At 69.9% G+C, this 23,075-nt stretch carries 19 protein-coding genes; 10 read left to right on the top strand and 9 right to left on the bottom strand.

Annotated features, from left to right (window positions below; genetic code table 11):
• Positions 1 to 369: 369 nt before the first annotated feature.
• On the top strand, positions 370 to 1,722 hold the full coding sequence (locus ABD932_RS25860; protein WP_345015902.1) for a M14 family metallopeptidase: 1,353 nt from the start codon (positions 370 to 372) through the stop codon (positions 1,720 to 1,722).
• Between the two features lie 8 nt (positions 1,723 to 1,730).
• Here the strand turns inward: ABD932_RS25860 and ABD932_RS25855 are convergent, their stop codons facing one another.
• From ABD932_RS25855 to ABD932_RS25835, 5 genes are all read right to left on the bottom strand, one after another.
• Complete coding sequence (locus ABD932_RS25855; protein WP_345015901.1) at positions 1,731 to 2,432, bottom strand: hypothetical protein; 702 nt, start codon at positions 2,430 to 2,432, stop codon at positions 1,731 to 1,733.
• Positions 2,433 to 2,498: 66 nt separating this feature from the next.
• The gene (locus tag ABD932_RS25850) at positions 2,499 to 3,986 is read right to left on the bottom strand and encodes a GntP family permease (protein WP_345015900.1); all 1,488 of its coding nucleotides are present in this window, start codon (positions 3,984 to 3,986) and stop codon (positions 2,499 to 2,501) included.
• A gap of 113 nt (positions 3,987 to 4,099) precedes the next feature.
• Positions 4,100 to 4,510, bottom strand: a complete 411-nt coding sequence (locus ABD932_RS25845; protein WP_345015899.1) for a RidA family protein — start codon at positions 4,508 to 4,510, stop codon at positions 4,100 to 4,102.
• A 22-nt stretch (positions 4,511 to 4,532) separates the two neighbouring features.
• Positions 4,533 to 5,294, bottom strand: a complete 762-nt coding sequence (locus ABD932_RS25840) for an IclR family transcriptional regulator (protein ID WP_345015898.1) — start codon at positions 5,292 to 5,294, stop codon at positions 4,533 to 4,535.
• Positions 5,291 to 6,343 (bottom strand): sugar kinase, encoded by a 1,053-nt coding sequence (locus tag ABD932_RS25835; RefSeq protein ID WP_345015897.1) that lies wholly within the window; start codon positions 6,341 to 6,343, stop codon positions 5,291 to 5,293. The genes ABD932_RS25840 and ABD932_RS25835 overlap by 4 nt, the downstream gene beginning before the upstream one ends.
• Before the next feature lie 138 nt (positions 6,344 to 6,481).
• Here ABD932_RS25835 and ABD932_RS25830 point away from each other — a divergent pair, with 138 nt between their 5' ends.
• Positions 6,482 to 7,753 carry an amino acid deaminase gene (locus ABD932_RS25830; protein ID WP_345015896.1) on the top strand — a complete coding sequence of 424 codons (1,272 nt, stop codon included), beginning with the start codon at positions 6,482 to 6,484 and terminating at the stop codon, positions 7,751 to 7,753.
• Between the two features lie 11 nt (positions 7,754 to 7,764).
• A complete protein-coding gene (locus ABD932_RS25825; protein WP_345015895.1) occupies positions 7,765 to 9,390 on the top strand; it encodes an N-acyl-D-amino-acid deacylase family protein in 1,626 nt (541 codons plus the stop codon).
• A gap of 63 nt (positions 9,391 to 9,453) precedes the next feature.
• On the opposite strand, the gene ABD932_RS25820 is transcribed toward ABD932_RS25825, so the two are convergent.
• Positions 9,454 to 10,389 carry a trypsin-like serine peptidase gene (locus tag ABD932_RS25820; RefSeq protein WP_345015894.1) on the bottom strand — a complete coding sequence of 312 codons (936 nt, stop codon included), beginning with the start codon at positions 10,387 to 10,389 and terminating at the stop codon, positions 9,454 to 9,456.
• Between the two features lie 319 nt (positions 10,390 to 10,708).
• Positions 10,709 to 11,512 (bottom strand): hypothetical protein, encoded by an 804-nt coding sequence (locus ABD932_RS25815; RefSeq protein WP_345015893.1) that lies wholly within the window; start codon positions 11,510 to 11,512, stop codon positions 10,709 to 10,711.
• A gap of 125 nt (positions 11,513 to 11,637) precedes the next feature.
• On the opposite strand from ABD932_RS25815, the gene ABD932_RS25810 reads away from it, so the two are divergent.
• The 6 genes from ABD932_RS25810 to ABD932_RS25785 all read left to right on the top strand — a co-directional run bounded on the left by ABD932_RS25810 (position 11,638) and on the right by ABD932_RS25785 (position 18,064).
• The gene (locus tag ABD932_RS25810; RefSeq protein ID WP_345015892.1) at positions 11,638 to 12,849 is read left to right on the top strand and encodes a pyridoxal phosphate-dependent aminotransferase; all 1,212 of its coding nucleotides are present in this window, start codon (positions 11,638 to 11,640) and stop codon (positions 12,847 to 12,849) included.
• A 103-nt stretch (positions 12,850 to 12,952) separates the two neighbouring features.
• Positions 12,953 to 13,375, top strand: coding sequence for an SCO4983 family protein (locus ABD932_RS25805; RefSeq protein WP_345015891.1), 423 nt, complete (start codon positions 12,953 to 12,955; stop codon positions 13,373 to 13,375).
• Positions 13,376 to 13,627: 252 nt separating this feature from the next.
• Complete coding sequence (locus ABD932_RS25800) at positions 13,628 to 14,692, top strand: hypothetical protein (protein WP_345015890.1); 1,065 nt, start codon at positions 13,628 to 13,630, stop codon at positions 14,690 to 14,692.
• A 15-nt stretch (positions 14,693 to 14,707) separates the two neighbouring features.
• A complete protein-coding gene (locus ABD932_RS25795; protein WP_345015889.1) occupies positions 14,708 to 15,883 on the top strand; it encodes a toxic anion resistance protein in 1,176 nt (391 codons plus the stop codon).
• The gene (locus ABD932_RS25790) at positions 15,880 to 17,442 is read left to right on the top strand and encodes a substrate-binding and vWA domain-containing protein (RefSeq protein WP_345015888.1); all 1,563 of its coding nucleotides are present in this window, start codon (positions 15,880 to 15,882) and stop codon (positions 17,440 to 17,442) included. Before ABD932_RS25795 ends, ABD932_RS25790 begins: the two co-directional genes overlap by 4 nt.
• Before the next feature lie 19 nt (positions 17,443 to 17,461).
• The gene (locus ABD932_RS25785) at positions 17,462 to 18,064 is read left to right on the top strand and encodes a hypothetical protein (protein WP_425587524.1); all 603 of its coding nucleotides are present in this window, start codon (positions 17,462 to 17,464) and stop codon (positions 18,062 to 18,064) included.
• Here the strand turns inward: ABD932_RS25785 and ABD932_RS25780 are convergent.
• Positions 18,054 to 19,787, bottom strand: a complete 1,734-nt coding sequence (locus ABD932_RS25780; RefSeq protein WP_345015886.1) for an Ig-like domain repeat protein — start codon at positions 19,785 to 19,787, stop codon at positions 18,054 to 18,056. The genes ABD932_RS25785 and ABD932_RS25780 overlap by 11 nt on opposite strands.
• A 308-nt stretch (positions 19,788 to 20,095) precedes the next feature.
• A complete protein-coding gene (locus ABD932_RS25775) occupies positions 20,096 to 21,919 on the bottom strand; it encodes a phosphoenolpyruvate carboxykinase (GTP) (RefSeq protein ID WP_345015885.1) in 1,824 nt (607 codons plus the stop codon).
• Between the two features lie 341 nt (positions 21,920 to 22,260).
• Here ABD932_RS25775 and trhA point away from each other — a divergent pair, with 341 nt between their 5' ends.
• Complete coding sequence (gene trhA, locus ABD932_RS25770) at positions 22,261 to 23,007, top strand: PAQR family membrane homeostasis protein TrhA (protein WP_345015884.1); 747 nt, start codon at positions 22,261 to 22,263, stop codon at positions 23,005 to 23,007.
• Positions 23,008 to 23,075 lie beyond the last annotated feature (68 nt).

Raw genomic sequence — 23,075 nt, 5'->3', positions numbered from 1 at the left:
CATCCGCATCCGAAGGTGTCGCCGTCCGGGCCGAAGGAGCCGGGAGTGGAGGAGCCGGGGGAGTCGGAGGGTGCGGCGTTCCCCACCACTCCCGCCGCTCCCACCGCTCCCCCCCCTTGCGCGGTTCCTCACCCTTCCCCGCCCTCGCGCCGCCCCGCACGTCCGGATCACACCCCCGGGTGGACTTCATCCGGGACCACTCCGTACGGAGGGCGCGCGCGTACACTGCGCGGCTGATTTTCGAAGGGTTCTGGCCATCGATCAGCGAGTCACTCTTGACCTGCACATGCCACCGGCCCACGATGAGCGCCACACCCGCACCACGTACGTCGCACTGAACCCCACCCCCCACTCCCACAAGGAGAATTCATGCGACTCCGCATCCGCGGCTCAGGCGCCCGTAGCGGCAGACGGACCGCCACGCTCGCCGCACTCCTCGCCCTCGCCCTCGCGGCGCCCCTCTCCGCGACCGTGACCGCGAACGCCGACAGCGACGCCAAGGCGGCCTCTTCGGCCGATGACGTCCGGCAGTACGAGGTCCACATGCACTCGACCGCCAAGGACCGCACGGCACTTCAGCGCACGGGCGTGACCGTGGACGAGACCCACGGCCACGGCGTCGTCGTCTCCGGCCGCGCGGCCCAGATCAAGAAGCTGAAGTCGCTCGGCTACGACGTCACCCCGCTCGGCGCGGTCCCGGACCGGTCCGCCAGTGAGGACGACGTCCGCCTCTACGACTTCCCGTCGGGCGACTCGCGCTATCACAACTACGCGGAGATGACGAGCGAGATCAACTCGCTCGTCTCGGCCAACTCCTCGATCGCGAGCCAGCGTGTGATCGGCACGTCGTACCAGGGCCGGAACATCGTCGCCATCAAGATCAGCGACAACGTGGGGACCGACGAGTCCGAGCCGGAGGTCCTCTTCACCCACCACCAGCACGCCCGTGAGCACCTCACCGTCGAGATGGCGCTCTATCTGCTGCGCGAGTTGACCTCCGACTACGGCAGCGACTCCCGGGTCACCAGCATGGTGAACAACCGCGAGATCTGGATCGTGCCGGACCTCAACCCGGACGGCGGCGAGTACGACATCGCCACCGGCTCCTACCGGTCGTGGCGCAAGAACCGGCAGCCCAACTCCGGGTCGTCGTACGTCGGGACCGACCTCAACCGGAACTGGAACTACCGGTGGGGTTGCTGCGGCGGGTCGTCGGGGTCGACGTCCTCGGACACCTACCGGGGCGCGTCCGCCGAGTCGGCGCCGGAGGTCAAGGTTGTCGCCAACTTCGTGCGCAGCCGGGTCGTCGGCGGGGTTCAGCAGATCAAGGCCGGGGTCGACTTCCACACGTACAGCGAGCTGGTGCTGTGGCCGTTCGGGTACACGTACTCCGACACGACGACCGGGATGACCGCGGACGACCGGAACGCGTTCGCGACGGTCGGGCAGAAGATGGCCGCCAGCAACGGCTATACGGCGGAGCAGTCCAGTGATCTGTACATCACCGACGGGTCGATCGACGACTGGCTGTGGGGCAGTCAGAAGATCTTCGGGTACACCTTCGAGATGTACCCGTCGTCCAGCTCCGGGGGTGGGTTCTACCCGCCCGACGAGGTGATCGAGCGGGAGACGTCCCGGAACAGGGATGCGGTGTTGCAGTTGCTGGAGAACGCGGACTGTATGTACCGGTCCATCGGCAAGGAAGCCCAGTACTGCAGCTAGCCGGCCGGCTACTTGGCGCTCGCGTCCTCGGCGTCGGCTTCCACCGCGTCGGCCTCCTCGGCATCCGCGTCTTCGAAGTAGGCGTCGAGGACCGCGTCCAGTTGCTCGTCCCACTCCTTGAAGCGGCTCCTGGCCGTCGCCTCGATCTCGATCGGGTACCAGCGGCGGTCAGGAGTGTGCACCGTGACGGTGAACCGCTTCCCGAAACGCGGGGCCTCGGTCTCGACGGCGCCGATCTCGTCCCAGCGGAACTCGCACTCCTGGTCGTCCAGGGCGAGCCGTACGCCCTTGTGGTCGGCGACGATACGGGCCCGGCGGTCGGCGGCCTCGAAGACGGGCCCGTCGACGGGGGCCTCCTCTTCGACGTCCTCGTCCGCTTCCGCTTCGGCCTCCTCGTCGTCCTCCGCCGCGGCCTCGCCGTCGGCTTCGAGGTCCGTCTCCTCGGAGGCGGTGACCTCGGACTCCGTGTCGTCGGATTCCGTCTTCTCGGATCCCGCCCGCCCGGATTCCGTCTGCCCGGATTCCGTCTGCCCGGATTCCTTCTCCTCGGAAGGGGCTTCCCCGGAGGCGGCCTTCTCGGCCACGTCCTCCTCCTTGCCCTTCACACCCCCCGGCTTGGCGGACGCGGGCGAGGTGAGCCCGGGGATGAAGGCCGGGTCGAACCCGGCGCCTTCCAGGGGCTGGCTGCCTGAACCTATGCGCTGCTCCACAGCGGAGCAGTATGGTCGACGACCCTGTGTCCCGCGCAACCAGCCCCCGCATCGTTACACGAAGATTCAGACGACCAGGCTCAACACAGCCGCCACCACGAACCCGGCCACCGACAGCACACTCTCCAGCACGGTCCACGTCTTCAACGTGTCCCGCTCGCTGATACCGAAGTACTTCGCCACGATCCAGAAGCCGCCGTCGTTGACGTGCGAGGCGAAGATCGAGCCGGCCGAGATGGCCATGATGACCAGGGCGATGAAGGCCTGGGAGTGGTCGCCCTCGGTGAGGAGGGGGGCGACGATGCCGGCCGTGGTGACAATGGCGACCGTGGCCGAGCCCTGGGCGACCCGGAGGACCACCGAGATCAGGTACGCCAGGACGATCACCGGGAGGCCGACGTCGTTGAAGGTGTCGGAGAGGGCCTGGGCGACGCCGCTGCCCTTGAGGATGGCGCCGAAGACACCGCCCGCCCCGACGACGAGGAGGATGTTGCCGACCGGCTTGAGGGACGAAGTCGACACCGTCTCCAGGGACTTGCGGGACCAGCCCCGGCGGATGCCCAGAAGGTAGTAGGCCAGGAGCAGGGCGATCGTCAGGGCCACGAACGGGTTGCCGAAGAACTCGATCACCGAGCGGGCGGTGGAGGGGTCCAGGGCGATGGAGGAGAAGGTCGCCGCGAGGATCAGGACCAGCGGCGTGCCGATGATGGCGAGGACCGTGCCGAGCGGGACCGGCGTCTCCTGGGGCTCGACCCCGGCCGCCCGCTGCTCGTCGATCACGGCCTGCTTCGCCTCGTCCGCCGCCTCCACCATGTCCTGCGGTACGGGGACGAAGATGCGCTTGCCGATCCAGGCCGAGAACACCCACGCGGCCAGCACCGCGGGGATGCCGCAGACGATGCCCATGAGGATGACCCAGCCCAGCTCGACGTGGAGGAGGCCCGCCGCCGCGACCGGACCGGGGTGCGGGGGCAGGAAGGCGTGCGTCATCGACAGGCCCGCGAGCAGCGGCAGACAGTAGAGGAGGATGGACCTCCCCGAGCGCTTGGCCGCCGCGTACACGATCGGCGCGAGGACGAAGATGCCGACGTCGAAGAAGACCGGGATACCGAAGATCAGGCCGGTCAGGCCCATGGCGAGGGGGGCTCTCTTCTCACCGAAGAGGTTCAGGAGGCGGGCTGCCAACACCTCCGCGCCGCCGCTCACTTCGAGGATCGCGCCCAGCATCGTGCCCAGGCCGATGATGATCGCGACATGGCCGAGGATGCCGCCCATGCCGGACTCGATGGTCGACACGGCGTCGCTTCGCTGGACGGTGCCGAAGAGTTCGGTGACCGAGAGGCCGGCCATCAGGCCGACGGCTATGGAGACCGCGAGGAGGGCCACGAAGGGCTGCAGGCGGACCTTGATGATCAGGAAGAGCAGGAGCGCGATACCGATGGCGGCGACGGTCAGGAGACCGGCCGTACCGTCGATGAGGAGGAGCAGGCCGCCGGTGTGGGGTGGTGTCTCGGCGGGGGCGGATGCGGCGAGCGGGAGGGACAATGGGGACATTCGGGGGTCCTCGGGGTAAGTACATCTTGCTTTCGGGCAGGGGGGATCACGGCATGGCGCCCCAGGGGTGACGGACACCATGCCGTGTACGGCGTGCGGGAGTTGAGGAGGCGTCAGCCGAGTACGGCCAGCGCGTCGATCTCGATGAGCAGCCCCGCCGGCAGACCGACGTACACGGTCGTGCGCGCGGCCGGCGGCTGGGTGAGGCCCTGCTCCTCGAAGTAGGTGTTGTAGATCTCGTTCATCTCGGCGAAGTGGGCGACGTCCGTCAGATAGACGCGGATCATCATCACGTCGTCCCAGGAGGCACCGCCCTCCTCCAGGATCGCCTTGACGTTGGCGAGGGTCTGGAGGGTCTGCTCGCGCAGGGTGGGGCCGGCCGGCGTCGGGGGCTGCCCCTCGACCGCGGGAAGGAACCCGACCTGGCCGGCGACCTGGAGGATGTTCCCCTTCTTCACGCCGTGCGAGAACTTCGCGGGCGGGGTGGTGTGGGTCTTCGGGGTGAGTGCGATCTTCTCGGTCATACGGATTCCTTGCCGTCCTCGGTCATACGGGGTTCTTCGCCGATGTTCTGCCGGAGTACTCGCCGCTGATGTCGTCCGCCGTACGGCGCACCAGCGGGAGCAGGGTGAGGAGTTCGTCGGCGGTGACGACGACGTTCGGCGCGGAGACCGACATCGCGGCGACGACCCGGCCGTCGGCACCGCGGATCGGCGCGGCGACGCAGTTGATGGACTCCTCGTGACCACCGAGGTCGGTGGCCCAGCCCTGTTCGCGCACCTTGGCCAGTTCCCTGAGGAAGGCGTCCGGATTCGGCGTCGAACGGGCCGTGTACATGGGGTAGTCGAGCTTCTCGGCGAGGGCGCGGCGCTCGTGCTCGGACAGGTCGGCGAGCAGCAGTTTCGCCACGGCCGCGACCGTGATGGCGACCGGCTTGCCGATCCGCGAGTACATCCGCACCGGGTAGCGGCTCTCGACCTTGTCGATGTAGAGCACCTCGTCCTCCTCGTACACGGCGAGGTGCACGGTGTGGCCGCAGTGCTCGTTCAGCCGTACGAGGTGGGGGTGGGCGATCTCGCGGATGTCGAGGTTCTCCATCGCCTCCTGGGCGAGGGCGATGAGGCGGGCGCCGAGGCGGTAGCGCTGGTCGGACTGGCGGTAGACGAGGCCGTGCTCGTGCAGGGTGCGCAGCAAGCGCAGGGCGGTGGACTTGTGGACCCCCAGCCGGTCGGCGACCTGGCCGAGGTCGGCGGGGCCCTCGGCGAGCAGCGGCAGGATGCTCAGCGCGCGGTCGACGGTCTGGCTCATGGCGTACGTACCTCCTCGTCGGCCCGCTCAGCGGCTTGCGTCCAGCCGGGGCCGAGTCGAAGTTTCTCCCACGCGGCGTCGTCGAGGGCGACCAGGCGGTCGGCGTGGTCGCGGGAAGGGGGTGCGGCGAGGTCGCCGGGGGCGGTCAGGGCGGCGGCGGCCCAGAGGTGGCCGTGGCGGAGGCGGTCCCGGACGGGCAGTGCGCGCAGGGTGGCGGAGAGGAAGCCGGCGGCGAAGGCGTCGCCCGCGCCGACCGCCGCGACCACGTCCACGTCGGGGGCCGGGACGAAGGTGGCCGGCGTCGTGGCCGAGGCGAACGCGGTCGCCCCACGGCCCCCTTCCTTCACGACCAGCGCCCTCGGCTCCGGCAACAGCGCACGGATCGCCTCCGGCCCTCCGGTGACACCCCAGGCCGCCTCGGCCTCATCGGCGCCCACGAAGACCAGGTCACAGGTGCGCGCCAGCTCCAGCAGCACGTCGGGGCCGTCGGTGTCCCGCCACAACCCGGCCCGGTGGTTGATGTCGAAGGAGACGAGCGGACCGTCCGGTCGCGGTGCGGCCAGTTCCCGCATCAGCCCAAGGCAGCTGTCCGAGAGCGCCGCCGTGATCCCCGTCAGATGCAGTACCCGCCCCGAACGCACCGCTTCCAGGTCCACGTTGTCCACGGACATCGCCGACGCCGCCGAACCCGCCCGGTAGTACGCCACCTCATGCGCGTCCGTCGCCCGGTCCCCCGCCGTGCGGAAGTACACGCCGGTCGGACGCGCGGCGTCCCTGCCCACAGCCGAGACATCGACGCCGTAGCCGCCGATCGCCTCCACCAGGTGATCGCCGAAACCGTCCGCCCCCACCCGGCTGACCCACCGCACCGCATGCCCCGCGGCAGCGAGCCCGCACGCCACGTTGGACTCCGCGCCCCCGATCGCCCGCTCGAACGACGGCACGTCGGCGAGGCGCCCCGGGCGCGAGGGCAGGAACGTGACCATGGACTCGCCGAGCGCGACGACGTCCACGACGCCGGGGGCATTGCAGGGTCCGGTGATGGTCACGATCGTCGTAGCTCCAGGTCTTGTGCGGGTGGATCGGCGGCTCCGTTGACCCGCGGTTGGCCGAGATGTTAGACAGCCGTAAGCGATATACGCAATGAGTGTTGCAGGGATTGCAACGCATCAGATCAGGGAGGTTCCATGAGCAACGAGGCGCTCGCCCGCCTGGCCGAGGAACGCGTCGACCACCGCTTCAAGGGCCTCCCCCCGGACGCCGACGGCCTGACCGTCGCGGAGCTCTCAGCCCAGCGCCGGAACCTCTTCACCGGCGGTTTCGCCACTCCCGTCCTCGCGCTCTCCGCCGAGCGCCTGGAGCACAACCTCGACCTCATGGAGACGTACGCCGCCCGGCACGGCCTCGCCTTCGCCCCGCACGGCAAGACCTCCATGGCCCCCCAGCTGTTCCAGCGGCAGATCGAGCACGGCGCCTGGGGCATCACGCTCGCGGTGCCGCACCAGGTGCGGGTCGCCAGGGCGTACGGCACCCGGCGGATCTTCCTCGCGAACGAACTGGTGGACGCGGCTGCCCTGCGCTGGATCGCCGGCGAGCTGGCCGCCGACCCGGACTTCCGTCTCGTCTGCTACGTCGACTCCGTACGCGGTGTGCGGCAGATGGACGCGGCGCTGAGCGGCGCCGGGGCCACCCGTCCGCTGGACGTCGTCGTCGAGCTGGCGGCCGGTGAGGGCGCCCGTACCGGGGTCCGTACGGAGGCGGAGTGCGCCGCCGTCGCGGACGCGGTGGCCGGCGTGTCGACGCTGCGGCTGGTCGGTGTCGCGGGCTACGAGGGCGAGGTCCCGCAGGCGGACCCCGAGCGGGTGCACGCGTGGCTGCGGCGGCTCGTCGCCCTGGCCGCCGAGTTCGACAAGGCGGGCCGGTTCGCCGGCCTCGACGAGATCGTCGTCAGCGCGGGCGGCAGCGCGTGGTTCGACGCGGTGGCCGACGTCTTCGCCGAGATCCCCGAACTGTCCGTCCCCGTACTGAAGTTGCTGCGCTCGGGCGCGTACGTCTCGCACGACGACGGCCACTACCGCAAGCTGACCCCCTTCAACCGGGTCCCGTCGGAGGGCGCCCTCGAGCCCGCCTTCCGCCTCTGGGCCCAGGTCGTCTCCCGCCCCTCCCCCGACCAGGCCTTCGTCAACGCGGGCAAGCGGGACGCGGCGTACGACCTCGACCTGCCGTTCGCCCAGGTCGTCCGCCGCGACGGCGCCGAGAGCCCGGCCACCGGCATCTCCGTGACCGCCCTGTCCGACCAGCACGCGTGGCTGCGCACGACCGAGGAGGCGGATCTGGAGGTCGGGGACTGGCTCGGCATGGGGCTCTCCCACCCGTGCACGTCGTTCGACAAGTGGCAGCTGATCCCGGTCGCGGAGGCGGACGGGACGGTCGTCGACTACATCCGCACGTTCTTCTAGGAGGTACGTCCATGGAGGACCTGGTCATTCGGGACGCGGAGGTCGTGGACGGCAGCGGCGGCCCCTCCTACCGCGCGGATGTCGTCGTGGACGGCGGCAGGATCGTGTCGATCGTCCAGGAGGCGTCGGCGGCCGGTTGCCAACGCCCCAAGGCGCGCAGCGAGCTGGACGCGGCGGGCCTCGCCCTCTCCCCCGGCTTCATCGACATGCACGCCCACAGCGACCTCGCGCTGCTGCGCGACCCCGACCACAGCGCCAAGGCCGCGCAGGGCGTGACGCTGGAGGTCATCGGCCAGGACGGCCTGTCGTACGCCCCCGTCGACGACCGCACCCTCGCCGAGGTGCGCCGCGCGATCACCGGCTGGAACGGCTCCGGCGACGACATCGACTTCGACTGGCGCACGGTCGGCGAGTACCTGGACCGGCTCGACTCCGGTTTCGAAGGCCGGGGCATCGCGGTGAACGCGGCGTACCTGATCCCGCAGGGCACGGTCCGCGCGCTCGCCGTCGGCTGGGAGGACCGGGAGGCGACGCCGGACGAGCTCGACCGGATGCGGCAGCTGGTCGCGGAGGGCCTGGAGCAGGGCGCGGTCGGCCTGTCGTCCGGGCTGACGTACACGCCCGGCATGTACGCCAAGGACGCCGAACTGACGGAGCTGTGCCGGGTGGTGGCGTCGTACGGCGGCTACTACTGCCCGCACCACCGCTCCTACGGGGCCGGGGCCCTGGAGGCGTACGCGGAGATGGTGGCCCTGACCAGGGAGGCGGACTGCTCCCTCCACCTGGCCCACGCCACCATGAACTTCGGCGTGAACAAGGGCCGGGCGCCGGAGCTGCTGTCACTCCTGGACAAGGCCCTCGCCGAAGGGGCCGACATCACCCTCGACACCTACCCCTACACCCCCGGCTGCACGACGCTCGTCGCCATGCTGCCGAGCTGGGCGAGCGAGGGCGGCCCCGAGGCGATCCTGGGCCGGCTCTCGGACGAGGAGACGGCCGGGCGCATCCGCCACCACATGGAGGTCATCGGCGCCGACGGCTGCCACGGCGTGCCCATCGAGTGGGACACGATCGAGATCTCGGGGGTGAGTGACCCGGCGCTCGGGGACTTCGTCGGCCGGACGATCCAGCAGTCGGCGGACGCGCGGGGCGAGGCCCCCTGGGTCACCGCTCGCCGTCTCCTCCTCGACGACCGGCTGGGCTCGACGATCCTCCAGCACGTCGGCCACGAGGAGAACGTGCGGACGATCATGCGGCACCCCGTCCACACGGGCGGTTCGGACGGCATCCTGCAGGGCACGAAGCCGCATCCGCGGGCGTACGGCACGTTCCCGCACTACCTCGGCCACTACGTACGGGAGTTGGGGGTCCTGTCCCTGGAGGAGTGCGTGGCCCATCTGACCTCGCGCCCGGCGGCACGGCTGCGGCTGCCGGACCGGGGGCTGGTCCGCGAGGGGTACCGGGCGGACCTGGTGCTGTTCGACCCGCGGACGGTGGCGGCGGGCTCGACGTTCGCGGAACCTCGGAGGCTGCCGACGGGCATTCCGTACGTTCTCGTCGACGGCCGTTTCGTGATCGAGGACGGACGCAGGACGGACGAACTGGCGGGGCGGGCGGTCCGCAGGACACCGAGCTGAACCGCCTCGGTGCCCCGGGACCACCCGCCCCGGGCCCATAAGACCCTGTGAACAAACCGCTGTTTACGGCTTGGGCAGCACGCAGCCGCTCGCGCTCAGGTCGAGCTTGTTGTCGACGCCGAAGCAGGCGTGGATCTGGTAGATCTGCTGGGCGTAGTTGATGCCCTGGCGGACGGTGACGTTGCCGGCCTCGTCGACCTCGCACGGGTTGTTGACCGTGCAGCGCTCGCCGGACTCGTTGCCCGTGTTGTTGACGGCGACGACCTGGTTGGTGGCCTGGTCGATGACGGGCGAGCCGGAGGTGCCGCCGATGGTGTTGCAGGCGGAGGTGTAGCGGACCGAGTCCTTGAAGGTCCAGTCGCCTTCCTTGAGCTGGTAGGCGAACCCGTCGATGTTGCAGTTGTACAGCCGCTTCCAGTAACCGGAGGCGACCGTGATGGCGGTGCCCTTGACCGGGTGGGTGTCGGCCACGGTGAGCGGGTTGATGTTGTACGAGCTCTTGATCTGCCCGTACGTGGTGGTGAGTTGGTAGAAGGCGACGTCCGTGTCGGTCATCGTCCCGTAAGCGATCTTGCTGGCCCGCAGTGTGCCGACCCGGCTGCCCGACGCGTTGAGCAGACCGAAGGTACGACTGGAGGCCCGGTCGACCACGACCTCGCCGGGGCCCGGCATGCCGGTCTCCAGACAGTGGCCGTTGGTCATCACCAGCGCCGGGTCGTTGTCCTCCGAGTCCGGGAAACGGACGACGGAGCCGGAACAGTTGCTGAGTGAGACGGTGCCCGCGAAGCTGACGGCCTGGACCTTTGGGTTCCGGTTCAGGACCTGGCCCAGGGTGTCCGCGGTGGAGGCGACGGTGTCATTGACCACCGACGTGACCGAGCCCGTGTCCACGCTCTTGCCGAAGGAAGCGGCCGAGTCCACGGGAGCCGCGACCGCGGGTGCGGCGCCGGCCCCGGCTATCGCCAGGGCGAGGAGGGCGGCGCCGAGCGGTTTTCTCATGTGGGGGTCCCCTCATACGAGGAGGGTGACCGAAGAATCTCCGGTCACCCGCACTTTTGTCATGCGCATTCTCACGCAGGAGGGGGGTGCGGACAAGGACTTGATTACCGGCGAGTTCGGGCCGTAGGGGTCTCCCTATCACGGGGAGCCGGGCATGCCGGGCAGGCGGCGCAGGACGTTCACGCGAGGGCATGAGATCACCACAGTCGGAACACCCGGGACTCACGCACCCGCTCTCGCCGGGGCAGCCAGGAGGACAACCACCAGGGCGGCCGCCCGGCGCTTCACACCCTGAGCGCTATCCCGACCCGCCCGGTCTTCAACCGGGCTTCTTGGTGTTGCCCTGCCCCCGCCCCGGATGATCGTCGGTCTCGCCCGGCTCCGGCGTGGTGGCGGTCGGAGTGGGGGCCGCGCTGGTGGTCGACGGGGCGGTCGAGGGCTTGTAGGTCTTGTCGTCCGAGTCGGGGTCGTCCGAGGCGGACGGGCTCGCCGAGGCGCTCGGGGAGGCGGTTCGCGACCGATCGGCGCCTTCGGAGCGGAGAGTGCCGACCGACGCGCCCGCGGAGGGCTCACCCGGCAGCACCGAGTCGCCGGACCTCGTGCTCGTCCGGTCGCCCTTGGTCTTCGCGCCGCCCTCCGAGGAGGATCCGGACAGGGAGAACCCGGCTATCAGCGCCGCCGCCGACACGGCGACCACCGCACCGGCGACCACCGTGACGCGCCGCGAACGCCAGACGCCGGGCCGGACGGCGGGCTGGTGCCGGCCGCGGTGGCTGCGGCGGCCGCCGCGTTCCGCGTCGTAGCCGTCGGTGTAGTCGTAGCCGTCCTCGTAGACGTAGTCGTAGCCACCGCCGGCACCGCGGTCCTCGTGGGCACCGTCCGCCCCGCCGACCACCCGAGGCAGCTCGGCCGTCTCGTCGTACGCGTTCTGCCACCCGTGGGCGGCCGCCGGGTCGACGTACGCCTCGTACTCAGGGGACGGCTCGGCCTGCGGGTGGTACACGTTCGGCGCCTCGGGCCCATCGGCCGGCTGGATCCCGCCAGGGGTGTCGTACGCACCGGGCGTACCGTTCGCGGTATTCGCCCCGTACGTTCCGTTCTCGTGGTCAGACGGCCTGGACATGACCGGGCATTGTAGGGACGGGAGCGCCCACGGGACAGCTACCGGCGATAACAGCCCAAACCCCCGCGTCTCACGTGTCGGAAAACACGGACCAAGGCGCGTTACTCCGCCGTAAGCTCCTTGACATGCAGGTGATCCAGTCCACCAAGCTCGCCAACGTCTGTTACGAGATCCGGGGCCCGGTGCTCGAGGAGGCGATGCGGCTCGAGTCGGCGGGGCATCGGATCCTCAAGCTGAACACCGGCAACCCGGCCGCGTTCGGCTTCGAGTGTCCGCCCGAGATCCTGGAGGACGTCCTCCGCAACGTGTCGTCGGCCCACGGGTACGGCGACGCGAAGGGCCTGCTGGCCGCACGCCGGGCCGTGGTCATGCACAACCAGACCCTGGGCATCGAGACCGACGTCGAGCACGTCTTCATCGGCAACGGCGTCTCCGAGCTGATCGTCATGGCCATGCAGGGCCTGCTCGACGACGGCGACGAGGTGCTCGTCCCGGCCCCCGACTATCCGCTGTGGACCGCCGCCGTGTCCCTGTCCGGCGGCACCGCGGTCCACTACCGGTGCGACGAGCAGGCCGACTGGATGCCCGACCTCGCCGACATCGAGCGCAAGGTCACCGACCGCACCAAGGCCATCGTCGTCATCAACCCCAACAACCCGACGGGGGCCGTCTACGACGAGGCGATGCTGCGGGGACTGACGGACATCGCCCGCCGACACAACCTCCTCGTCTGCTCCGACGAGATCTACGACAAGATCCTCTACGACGGCGCCACGCACACGCCCACCGCCGCCGTCGCCCCCGATCTGCTCACCCTCACCTTCAACGGCATGTCGAAGGCGTACCGGGTCGCCGGATACCGCGTGGGCTGGATGTCCATCTCCGGACCGCGCGCCCACGCCGACTCCTACATCGAGGGCCTCACCATCCTCGCGAACATGCGGCTGTGCGCGAACATGCCCGGTCAGCACGGGGTCGTGGCCGCGCTGAGCGGGCGGCAGTCCATCAATGACCTGGTACTGCCCGGGGGGCGGCTGAAGGAGCAGATGGATGTCGCCTACGAGCTGCTGACCCAGATCCCCGGCGTGACCTGCGTACGGCCGAAGGGGGCGCTGTATCTCTTCCCGCGCCTCGACCCCAAGGTGTTCAAGATCAAGGACGACCGGCAGATGGTCCTGGACCTGCTGCGACGCGAGAAGATCATGGTCGTCCAGGGCTCGGGCTTCAACTGGCCGGAGTCGGATCACTTCCGGGTGGTGACCCTGCCGACGGTCACGGATCTGCGGGACGCGGTGGGGCGGATCGGGCGGTTCCTGGACGGCTACGGCCAGCCCTGACGCTCACGCTGTGTGTACGGGCCGCCCTGTTTTGTGAAGCACTCAACTTTAGACGAAATCTAAGCTAGGATGGTTTCCTGTCAGCGCACAGGAGGCCATCCCCATGTACGAACCGATCCGCACCAAGTCGGTCCACAGCACGATGGCCGGCAACACCACCGACTTCCCCCACCGCTCGCGCGAGGAGGAGCTGGACATCCAGCTCGCGGGCCATCTCGCCGCGCTGCTCGCCGTCACGGACGAGTTGCGCGCGGCAGCGCCCTCGGAGGACCTGGACATCGCGGCCGAGCGCCTCGCGGACCAGGTGGCCCGGCTTCGGGAAGGACGTAAGCCGGCCCGCGCGGTGGCCTCCGGCGATCAGCCGAAGCTGTCTGCGCTGCATCAGCGGGCGCATGCCCTTGCCGGACGGGCGCTGGTCGTCGCCGCGTCGCGGGCCGATACGGCGGCGGCGATTCTCGCGGCGGAGCGTATGGACGCGCATGCCGCCGCGCAGGCCGAGTCGCAGAAGTTGACCGGCGTCGGCTGACGCCCCTTGAACGGCCCCGGTCCGCGTGCACCCGCAGCGACGCGCGGACCGGGCGCCACAGTCTGTCGTTTCGCGGCTGACGGTTGTGTGTGGCTGGTCGCGCCCACGCGGCGGAGCCGCACATCGACACAGCCCCGCGCACCTGAAGACAAAGGGCCTTGCAGAACCCCGTGTTGTACCGGGACCGGTGTGACACCTCCCGTTCACCCCCGTTGACGGGGAACGTTGGATTCCGCGAGCACTCTCCCCTGCGTGAGACGTATCGCAGGGATCGTCCTCGCGGTTCTGCTGATCGGTGGCGTGGTGGCCGCCGTCGTCGCGGGTCGCAGTGATGAGGACAAGGGCACGGCAACGAAGACCGTGCAAGCAGTCATCGGATCGGAGAAGGCGGAGTTCTTCGCCGATCCCGACGTGGTGAAGGCCCTCGCCGCCAAGGGCTACACCGTGAAGGCCGAGACCTCCGGGTCGTGGGCCATGGAGGGGCTGGACCTCAAGGGGTACGACCTCGCGCTGCCGTCGAGTCAGGCGCCGGCCGTCGAACTCGCCGCGAAGTACAAGGTGACGGGGGCCCTCCCCCGCCCCTTCTACTCGCCCCTCGTCGTCGTGGCGCACAAGAACGCCGCCGAGGTGCTCGCGGCGAACGGGCTCGCCACGCTGGACGAGGCCCACCGGGGCACGCTGCGGATGGCCGCCTATCTGGACGCCGCCCGCGCCGACCGCACCTGGCAGCAGCTCAAGGGAGCCGGGAAGTACGGGGAGTTGACGGGCACCCTCTACCTGTCCAGCACCGACCCCGAGACCTCCAACTCCGGCGCGCTCTACCTGGCCGCCGCCTCCTACGTCGAGAACGGCGGCAAGGTCGTCGCCTCCGACGCCGAGGTGGATCGCACCGCACCGCTGCTGCACAAGCTGGTCAGCGTGCAGGGCGCCCAGCAGTCCGGCAGCGACGCCGCGTTCCGGGACTTCGTCAGCGGTGCCGGCAATCCGCTCGTCGTGGTCTACGAGTCGCAGGTCGCCTCGCTCCTGACCAACGGAGAGCAGCCCGACGACCTGGTCGTCCTCTACCCCGACACCACGGTCAACAGCGACCACACCGCCGTACCGCTCACCGAGGACGGCAAGGCCGTCGCCGAACTCCTCTCGGATGACCCGGAGTTGCGGCGGATCGCCCTCCGGCACGGGTTCCGGCCGCAGGGCGCCGCCGCCGAGTTCGCCTCGGCCACCACCTACCTCAAGCAGGAACTGACCGGCGTCCGCCAGGCGCCCGTGCCCACCTCCAAGGTGCTGCACGAGCTGGCGCGACGGGCGCGCGGATAAGGGGGACAGCACTTCATGAGCAGCAACGACGACACCTTCGTACTGACCCCGCCCGAGCCCGTGGCCACCGTGCCGCGGGAGAAGGCCGGCGGGCTCGTCCCCGTCGACGATGCCGTCCGTACCGAGATGGCCAAGAAGGCCTCCGCCTATGTCGAGGGGCTCGCGGCGCTCGATGCCCGCTCCCCCGAGTTCGCCGGCAAGGTCGGTGAGATCACCGGCCTCGGTGCCGGTGAGATGCGGACGGCGGCGGCGCAGTCCAACCGGATGCTGGAGCGCACCATCCGGAGCCTGCCGGACACGGGCGGGGACGCCCAGTCGCAGGTCGCGGGCTCGCTCGTCGAACTGCGGCGGGTCGTGGAGGACCTGGATCCGCGGGACCTGCCCGCCTCCAAGGGGCGCAAGCTCCTGTCCAGGCTTCCCGGCGGCAACAAGCTGCGCGACCACGTCGCCAAGTACGCCTCCGCGCAGGGGACCCTGAACAAGATCGTGGGGTCGCTGCGGGGCGGGCAGGACGAGCTGCGCCGGGACAACGCCGCGCTGCAGACCGAGCGGGTGCGCCTGTGGGAGACCATGGGCAAGCTCCAGGAGTACGTCGTTCTGACTCAGGCCCTGGACACCGCCGTAGAGCAGCACATCGCCGGGGTCGACGCGAGCGACCCGCAGCAGGCGGACTCCCTCCGGGCCGACGTCCTCTTTCCCGTCCGGCAGAAGCACCAGGACCTGCTCACCCAGCTCGCGGTGTGCGCGCAGGGCTACCTCGCCATGGACGTCGTACGGCGTAACAACGAGGAGCTCATCAAGGGCGTCGACCGGGCCGCGACCACGACCGTCTCGGCCCTGCGGATCTCCGTGATGCTGGCGTCCGCGCTCGACAACCAGAAGAAGGTCATCGAGCAGGTCAACGCCCTGCGCGGGACGACCGAGGATCTGATCCGGGGCAACGCCGAGATGCTGGCGACCCAGAGCGGCGAGATCCAGCGCATCGCCGCCGACCCGGCCGTCGGCGCGGAGACCCTGCGCTCGGCCTTCCAGCAGATCTACCGCACGCTCGACGCCATCGACACCTACAAGGTCCAGGCGACCGAGGTGATGGCGACGACGGTGGAGAACCTCACCGCCGAACTGCAGCACGCGAGCACCTACTTGGAGCGCAGCCGCTCGCAGGGCGCGCTGGAGGGTGGGCTCGGATGAGACAGCACCGAGGCCCTCGACGCCTGCTCACCGGCGCCCTCGCCGCGCTGGCCCTGCTGACGGCCTGCACCCCGGAATCGGACAAGGACGCCGACGACCCGAACGCCCCGCAGCCCGGCACCCTCCGCGTCCTCGCCTCCAGCGAGCTCAGCGACATGACCCCGGTGCTCGACCGGATCGCCGACGACAGCGGCATCAAGGTCCGGCCCACCTACATGGGCACCCTCGACGCCGTGGAACTGCTGGCGAAGGGCAAGGCGGACGGACAGTACGACGCCCTGTGGCTGTCATCCAACGACTATCTGCGGCTGCGGCCCGACGCGGCGAAGAAGGTCGTGTCCGAGACGCCGGTCATGTCGAGCCCGGTCGCCATCGGGGTCAGGTCCACGGCGCTCGGCGGGCTCGGCTGGAAGTCGGACGACGTCACCTGGTCGCAGGTCGAACAGGCCGTGCGGGACGGCCGTCTGACCTACGGCATGACCGACCCGGCCCGCTCCAACTCCGGCTTCGCCACCCTCGTCTCCGTTGCCTCGGCCCTGTCCGGCGCCCAGTCGGCCCTGACGGACGCGGACGTCGACAAGGCCACGCCCCGGCTCAAGGAGTTCTTCCAGGGGCAGAAGCTGACGTCGGGGTCTTCGGGCTGGCTGGCGACGGCGTACGAGCGGCGCGGGAACGTCGACGCCCTGCTCAACTACGAGTCCGTCCTCAAGGGCATCCCGGGCCTCACCGTGATCCGCCCCCGCGACGGCGTCGTCACCGCCGACTACCCGCTCTCCTCCCTCGCGTCGACGAGCGCCGCGACCCGCGAGGACGTCCGGCGCCTCACCGAGGCCCTGCGCACCGAGGACATCCAGCGGCTGATCACCGAGCGCACCCATCGCCGTCCGGTCGTCGCCTCCGTCCCGCCCGCATCCGGCCTCGACCCCGCCCGGCGGCGCGAACTGCCCTTCCCGGGCAGCCGTTCCGTCGCCGACGGCCTGCTCGACTCGTACGAGAACGAGCTGCGCCGCCCGTCCAGGACGGTCTACGTCCTCGACACCTCGGGCTCGATGGAGGGCGACCGCCTGGAGCAGCTGAAGCGGGCGCTCGCCGACCTCACCGGCGACTTCCGCGAGCGCGAGGAGGTCACGCTGATGCCGTTCGGGTCGGACGTGAAGAGCGTGCGCACCCATGTCGTGGAGCCGGCCCGCCCGGCGAGGGGGCTCGACGCCATCCGCGAGGACACCGACGCGCTCACCGCCGAGGGCGACACGGCGATCTACACCTCGCTGGAGAAGGCGTACGAGCATCTGGGCGCCGGACGGTCCCAGGACACGTTCACCTCGGTCGTGCTGATGACGGACGGCGAGAACACCACCGGCGCCGAGGCGGCGGACTTCGACGCCTTCTACGCCGGGCTCGACCGCGACCGGCGGGACACGCCCGTGTTCCCCATTCTCTTCGGCGACTCCGACCGCTCCGAGCTGGAGCACATCGCCGAGCTGACCGGCGGCCGCCTCTTCGACGCCCAGGAGGGCTCGCTGGACGGCGCCTTCGAGGAGATCCGTGGCTACCAATAGGACGGGTACGAGCAAGGCAGTGGCGTACCTGGAGTCCCGCAAGAACATCGCGGGGAGCGCGTGCGGGCTGGTCGGGCTGGTGCTGACCTTCACGGGGGTGGCGGGACCGTACTGGCCCGTCGTGGTCGCGGGACTGTACGGCGCGGGCGCGCTGATCGCCCCGCCGGAGCGGCCCGCGCTGCCCGACTTCCCGGATCCGTCGGCCCAACTGGACGAGCTGCGGGGCGACTTCGAGAAGCTGCGCGGCTATCTGACGGACGTCGAGCTGTCGGTCACGGCCGCCGCGCGGCTGCGTGAACTCACCGAGCTGCTGACCGCGTTGCTCGACCGGGGCTGGGTGGCCGAGCTGCTCGCGCACGATCCGGAGGGCGTGCACATGCTCTCCCGGATCGTGCGGCGCGATCTTCCCGAGGCCGTCGACAGCTTCGTACGGACGCGGTGGTGGACGCGGATGACGCCCGGCACCGAGTCGCCCGAGCTGCATCTGGAGCGGCAGCTCGGGCTGTTGAAGAAGGACGCCGAGCGGCTGGCGGCGGGTCTGCGCGAGGTGGAGGCCCGCCGCCAGGAGTCCCACACCCGGTATCTGGAGGACCGGGGCGGGACGGGTGGCATTACCGCCTGACGTACACCGTCGCCGACGCGGACGACGCGCTGTGCAGGTCGTCGCCCGGCCAGCTGACCGTGTAGTCCGCGTCGCCCCGGGTGCGCGGCAGGTCGTTGATCGTGAAGGTGCCGTCCGCGGCGACCGTCACCGACGACAGGGTGCCGGTGCCGAGCCGGTCGGTCCGCGTGACCTTCAGGACCGCCCGGTCGGGCAGCGCCTTGCCCTGTGCGGTGAACGTGCCGGTGATCTCGACACCCGTGCTCAGGGAGCCCTCCTCGGGCGCGGTGAGCGCGATCGAGGTGGGGGCCTTGCCGACGGACACCGTGGTCGTGATGTCCTCGGCGGGGCGGTGGGTCAGGTCGCCGAGGTAGGAGACGGTGTAGGTGGCGTCGCCGACGAGGTCGGGCTCGTCGAGGACGGTGAACGTGCCGTCGGCCTTGACGGTGAAGGTGCCCAGCTCGTGGGTGCCGTTCGCGTCGGTGCGGGTCGCCTTGACCTTCAGGGGCTCGGCGGGCGCCGGGCCGTCCTGCTCCAGCTTGCCGCGCACGGCGAGCGGTTCGCCCGCGGCGGCAGCGGCGGGGCTGTGGGTGAGGCCGCCGGTGAAGCGGGCGTCGTACTGCACCGCCGGGGGCTGGATGATGTGCAGCCAGTACTGGCCGCCGGTCGCGTTGGTGGTCACCGCGAACAGCCGGGAGCCGTCCGCCGACCACTCCATGCCGCGGGGTACGACCTTGTCGCCGTCGAGGCTGCCCTCGAAGACGAACTCCAGCGGGGCCGTCGAGTCCGTCGGGTCGGCGGGCTGTACCAGGAGGTCCGGCGTCGAGCCGGTGGCCGCCGCGCCGCGCGCGATGTACTTGCCGTCGCCACTGAAGGCGACCGAGCTGGCGGTGGCGCCGTCGGGCAGCGCCTGGTAGCCGGTGGCCGCGTCGGACAGGTCGGTGGTGTTCAGCAGCCGCGTCCCGGCGGTGGCGTCGGCCACGGCGACCTTGCTGCCGTCGGCGGACAGCGCCAGGTCCTTGAGGTCCAGGGCGCCCTTGCCGTCGGCGTCGGCGAAGCGCCGCGCGGCGTCGCGCACGGGGCTGGGGCCGCTGGTGTCGTAGACGGTGAGGAAGGGGTTTGCGGCCTTCGCGTTGAGCGGCTGGCCCATGAGCATCCGGTCGCCGGCTCCGGCCTCCAGCAGGAGATCGCCGTAGTCGTTCCAGCCGGTGCGCGTGTGTGTTCCGTCGATGACCGCGTCCAGGTAGGTCTCGGCGGTGGCGCATTGGGAGACGTTGGACGCGAACGGAGTCGTGAAGTAGACCTGGCCGCCGGACTGGGCGACCTCGCGGCCGCAGTAGTCGGTGTTGGCGTAGGCGACGACGGTGCGCTCGTAGGTGGTGGTGTCGATGGCCTCGATCCGGTCGCGCAGCCCGGCGTAGAGCTTGCTGCCGTCGGCGCTGACCGCCAGGCCGGAGACATGGGCCTGGTTGGTGGTGATCGTGGTGAGGCGCTCGCCGGCGAAGTTGTAGACGGCGATGGTGCCGGAGTTGAGGTAGTAGCCGACGTTGCTGTCCGCCACGAAGACGCGCTGGTGGACGTTGTCGACGGCCAGCGCCGAGTACGACGAGATCGGCAGCTTGGCCACGGCGTCGGACGCCGCCGCGTGCGCCGCGGGTGCGACGGCGACGGTCAGTCCGGTCCCGGCGAGTGCGGCGGCGAGCAGCGTGGCCGCGAGACGTCTGGGACGGTGTGCAGTATTCAACTGTGCCCCCCACAGGCTGAATTGAGCGCTCACTGGGGTCAGTGACGCTCCTGTGGAGACCATGTAACAGTGGTGAAGATCCCGCGATCAAGGCGGCACGACCGCACAAACGACCGAAATGCAGGCGAGGGCCTGTCGTCGCGTTCCTCCCGTCGGGGCGGACGGGAGGGTGCGACGACAGGCCCAGAGCCCCGCACGCCGTTGTACGGAACTTCGCCGGTCTGTGGTGCTGTCACCGCGGCCGGCCGTGACGATGTTGCTGGTCAGGGCACGATCGGAGCCGGCCGCGGCGTATTTGGGGGCTGTGCTCAGCCCAGGCGCTGCACCAGCGCGTTGTACTCGTCCCACAGCTCCTTCGGCGTGTGGTCGCCGAAGGTGTTGAGGTGGTCGGGGACGAGCGCGGCCTCCTCGCGCCAGACCTCCTTGTCGACGGTGAGCAGGAAGTCGAGGTCGGAGTCGGCCAGTTCCAGGCCGTTGGTGTCCAGAGCGCCCTTGGCCGGCAGGATGCCGATCGGGGTCTCGACGCCCTCGGCCTTGCCGTCGAGGCGCTCGACGATCCACTTCAGGACACGGCTGTTCTCGCCGAAGCCGGGCCAGACGAACTTGCCCTCGTCGTTCTTGCGGAACCAGTTGACGTAGTAGATCTTCGGCAGCTTGGACTGGTCCTTGTCCTTGGCGACCTCGACCCAGTGGGCCATGTAGTCGCCCATGTTGTAGCCGCAGAACGGCAGCATCGCGAACGGGTCGCGGCGCAGCTCGCCGACCTTGCCCTCGGCGGCGGCGGTCTTCTCGGAGGCCACGTTGGCGCCGAGGAACACGCCGTGGTTCCAGTCGAAGGACTCCGTCACCAGCGGTACGGCGGTGGCGCGGCGGCCGCCGAACAGGATCGCCGAGATCGGCACACCCTTGGGGTCCTCCCACTCGGGCGCGATGATCGGGCACTGGGAGGCGGGAACGGTGAAGCGGGCGTTGGGGTGGGCGGCCGGCGCCTCGGAGGCCGGCGTCCAGTCGTTGCCCTTCCAGTCGGTGAGGTGGGCCGGAGTCTCCTCCGTCATGCCCTCCCACCAGATGTCGTTGTCGTCGGTGAGCGCCACGTTGGTGAAGACCGAGTTGCCCCACAGCGTCTTCATCGCGTTGGCGTTGGTGTGCTCACCGGTGCCGGGCGCGACGCCGAAGAAGCCGGCCTCGGGGTTGATGGCGTACAGGCGGCCGTCCTCGCCGAAGCGCATCCAGGCGATGTCGTCGCCGATCGTCTCGACCGTCCAGCCGGAGATCGTGGGCTCCAGCATGGCGAGGTTGGTCTTGCCGCAGGCGCTCGGGAAAGCGGCGGCAACGTACTTGGACTCGCCCTGCGGCGGGGTCAGTTTCAGGATCAGCATGTGCTCGGCCAGCCAGCCCTCGTCACGCGCCATCACCGACGCGATGCGCAGGGCGTAGCACTTCTTGCCGAGCAGGGCGTTGCCGCCGTAGCCGGAGCCGTAGGACCAGATCTCGCGGCTCTCCGGGAAGTGGGAGATGTACTTGGTCTGGTTGCACGGCCAGGGGACGTCCTCCTGGCCTTCCTCCAGCGGGGCGCCGACGGAGTGCACGGCCTTCACGAAGAAGCCGTCCTCACCGAGCTCGTCGAGGACGGCCTGGCCCATGCGGGTCATGGTGCGCATGGAGACGGCGACGTAGGCGGAGTCGGTGATCTCCACGCCGATCGCGGAGAGCTTCGAGCCGAGCGGACCCATGCAGAACGGGACGACGTACATGGTCCGGCCGCGCATCGAGCCGCGGAAGACACCCTTCTCACCCGAGAAGACCTCACGCATCTCGGCGGGGTCCATCCAGTGGTTCGTCGGGCCGGCGTCCTCCTCCTTCTCGGAGCAGATGAAGGTCCGGTCCTCGACGCGGGCGACGTCGGTCGAGTCGGAGGCGGCGTAGTAGGAGTTGGGGCGCTTGATCGGGTCGAGCCTCTTGAAGGTGCCCTTGGCGACGAGCTCTTCGCTGAGCCGGTCGTACTCGGCCTCGGATCCGTCACACCAGACCACGCTGTCCGGCTGCGTCAGTTCAGCGATCTCGTTGACCCACGAGATCAGCTCCTGGTGGTTTGTGGGGACGACGGGGGGAGCCGCGATGTCGCGCGCCACGGTTGCTCCTAAGTGAGGGATTTTGTCCTGAATATGCCCTTGTATGCCCCGTGGGGGCCGCGACCCGGATGCTTCGCGGACTGACTGCTGTCTGGATCTTCCGCGCTCATCCGGTGCCGACCGCACTCATTTGATCATCCGACGCGTCCGCCCATATGTCCAGAGGGCGTCACAGGTGAGCGGCGTGAGCATCGCCACTCATCGAGATGTTTTCAATGCGTCACCACGGCTTCACCCCGGGTGCGCCCGTTCCGGGTACCCCATGAGAGGATGGCCACTTCTGGGCTCTCATCTCGCCGCGCTGATACGTAACTTACGGTTCCGTAGGTACGATGCCCCGCATGACTGCGCCCGTCCCCGACGCACAACCGGACACGGCGGCCGCCGGCCGCGGTTCCGCCGCGTCTTCCCTGCCTCACCAGATCGCGCACCACGCCCAGCAGCTGACGGACGAGATCAAGCCCAAGCTCCGCGGCTGGCTGCACCTCGGCATGTTCCCGGCCGCACTGATCGCGGGCCTGGTGCTCACCGCCCTCGCGGACTCCCCCAGAGGCCGGCTCGCCTGCGGAATCTTCGCCCTCACCGCCTGCCTGCTGTTCGGCGTGAGCGCGCTGTACCACCGGGGCAACTGGAGTCCGCGCATGGACGGCTTCCTGCGCCGACTGGATCACGCCAACATCTTCCTGATCATCGCGGGCACCTACACACCGCTGACGATGCTGCTCCTGCCGGGGGCCAAGGGTCAGTGGCTGCTGTGGGGCATCTGGGCCGCCGCCGCGGCGGGCATCGTCTTCCGCGTCTTCTGGGTCGGCGCCCCGCGCTGGCTCTACACCCCCTGCTACATCGCGATGGGCTGGGCGGCCGTCTTCTTCCTGCCGGACTTCATGCGCACCGGCGGCATCGCGGTGCTGGTCCTGGTGATCGTCGGCGGCCTCCTCTACAGCGCGGGCGGCGTGATCTACGGCATCAAGCGCCCGAACCCGTCACCGCGCTGGTTCGGCTTCCACGAGGTCTTCCACTCCTTCACGCTGGCGGCGTTCATCACCCACTACGTGGGGATCTCACTGGTGGCGTACCAGCACGCGTAGTACCGCACAGCACCCTTTCCCCATCAGGGCCACGGCTTGCGAGCCGTGGCCCTCTTGCGTGCCCGCAG

The organism is Streptomyces shaanxiensis (assembly GCF_039537145.1).
GTDB classification, from domain to species: Bacteria; Actinomycetota; Actinomycetes; order Streptomycetales; family Streptomycetaceae; genus Streptomyces; species Streptomyces shaanxiensis.
The sequence above is the reverse complement of the archived record's forward strand: the minus strand, read 5'-3'. Positions and strand labels throughout refer to the sequence as shown.

Coding starts and splice junctions, on each gene's coding strand:
- ABD932_RS25860 (WP_345015902.1), top strand. CDS start 370: ATGCGACTCCGCATCCGCGGCTCAGGCGCCCGTAGCGGCAGACGGACC.
- ABD932_RS25850 (WP_345015900.1), bottom strand. CDS start 3,986: ATGTCCCCATTGTCCCTCCCGCTCGCCGCATCCGCCCCCGCCGAGACA.
- ABD932_RS25845 (WP_345015899.1), bottom strand. CDS start 4,510: ATGACCGAGAAGATCGCACTCACCCCGAAGACCCACACCACCCCGCCC.
- ABD932_RS25840 (WP_345015898.1), bottom strand. CDS start 5,294: ATGAGCCAGACCGTCGACCGCGCGCTGAGCATCCTGCCGCTGCTCGCC.
- ABD932_RS25830 (WP_345015896.1), top strand. CDS start 6,482: ATGAGCAACGAGGCGCTCGCCCGCCTGGCCGAGGAACGCGTCGACCAC.
- ABD932_RS25825 (WP_345015895.1), top strand. CDS start 7,765: ATGGAGGACCTGGTCATTCGGGACGCGGAGGTCGTGGACGGCAGCGGC.
- ABD932_RS25820 (WP_345015894.1), bottom strand. CDS start 10,389: ATGAGAAAACCGCTCGGCGCCGCCCTCCTCGCCCTGGCGATAGCCGGG.
- ABD932_RS25815 (WP_345015893.1), bottom strand. CDS start 11,512: ATGTCCAGGCCGTCTGACCACGAGAACGGAACGTACGGGGCGAATACC.
- ABD932_RS25810 (WP_345015892.1), top strand. CDS start 11,638: ATGCAGGTGATCCAGTCCACCAAGCTCGCCAACGTCTGTTACGAGATC.
- ABD932_RS25805 (WP_345015891.1), top strand. CDS start 12,953: ATGTACGAACCGATCCGCACCAAGTCGGTCCACAGCACGATGGCCGGC.
- ABD932_RS25795 (WP_345015889.1), top strand. CDS start 14,708: ATGAGCAGCAACGACGACACCTTCGTACTGACCCCGCCCGAGCCCGTG.
- ABD932_RS25790 (WP_345015888.1), top strand. CDS start 15,880: ATGAGACAGCACCGAGGCCCTCGACGCCTGCTCACCGGCGCCCTCGCC.
- trhA (WP_345015884.1), top strand. CDS start 22,261: ATGACTGCGCCCGTCCCCGACGCACAACCGGACACGGCGGCCGCCGGC.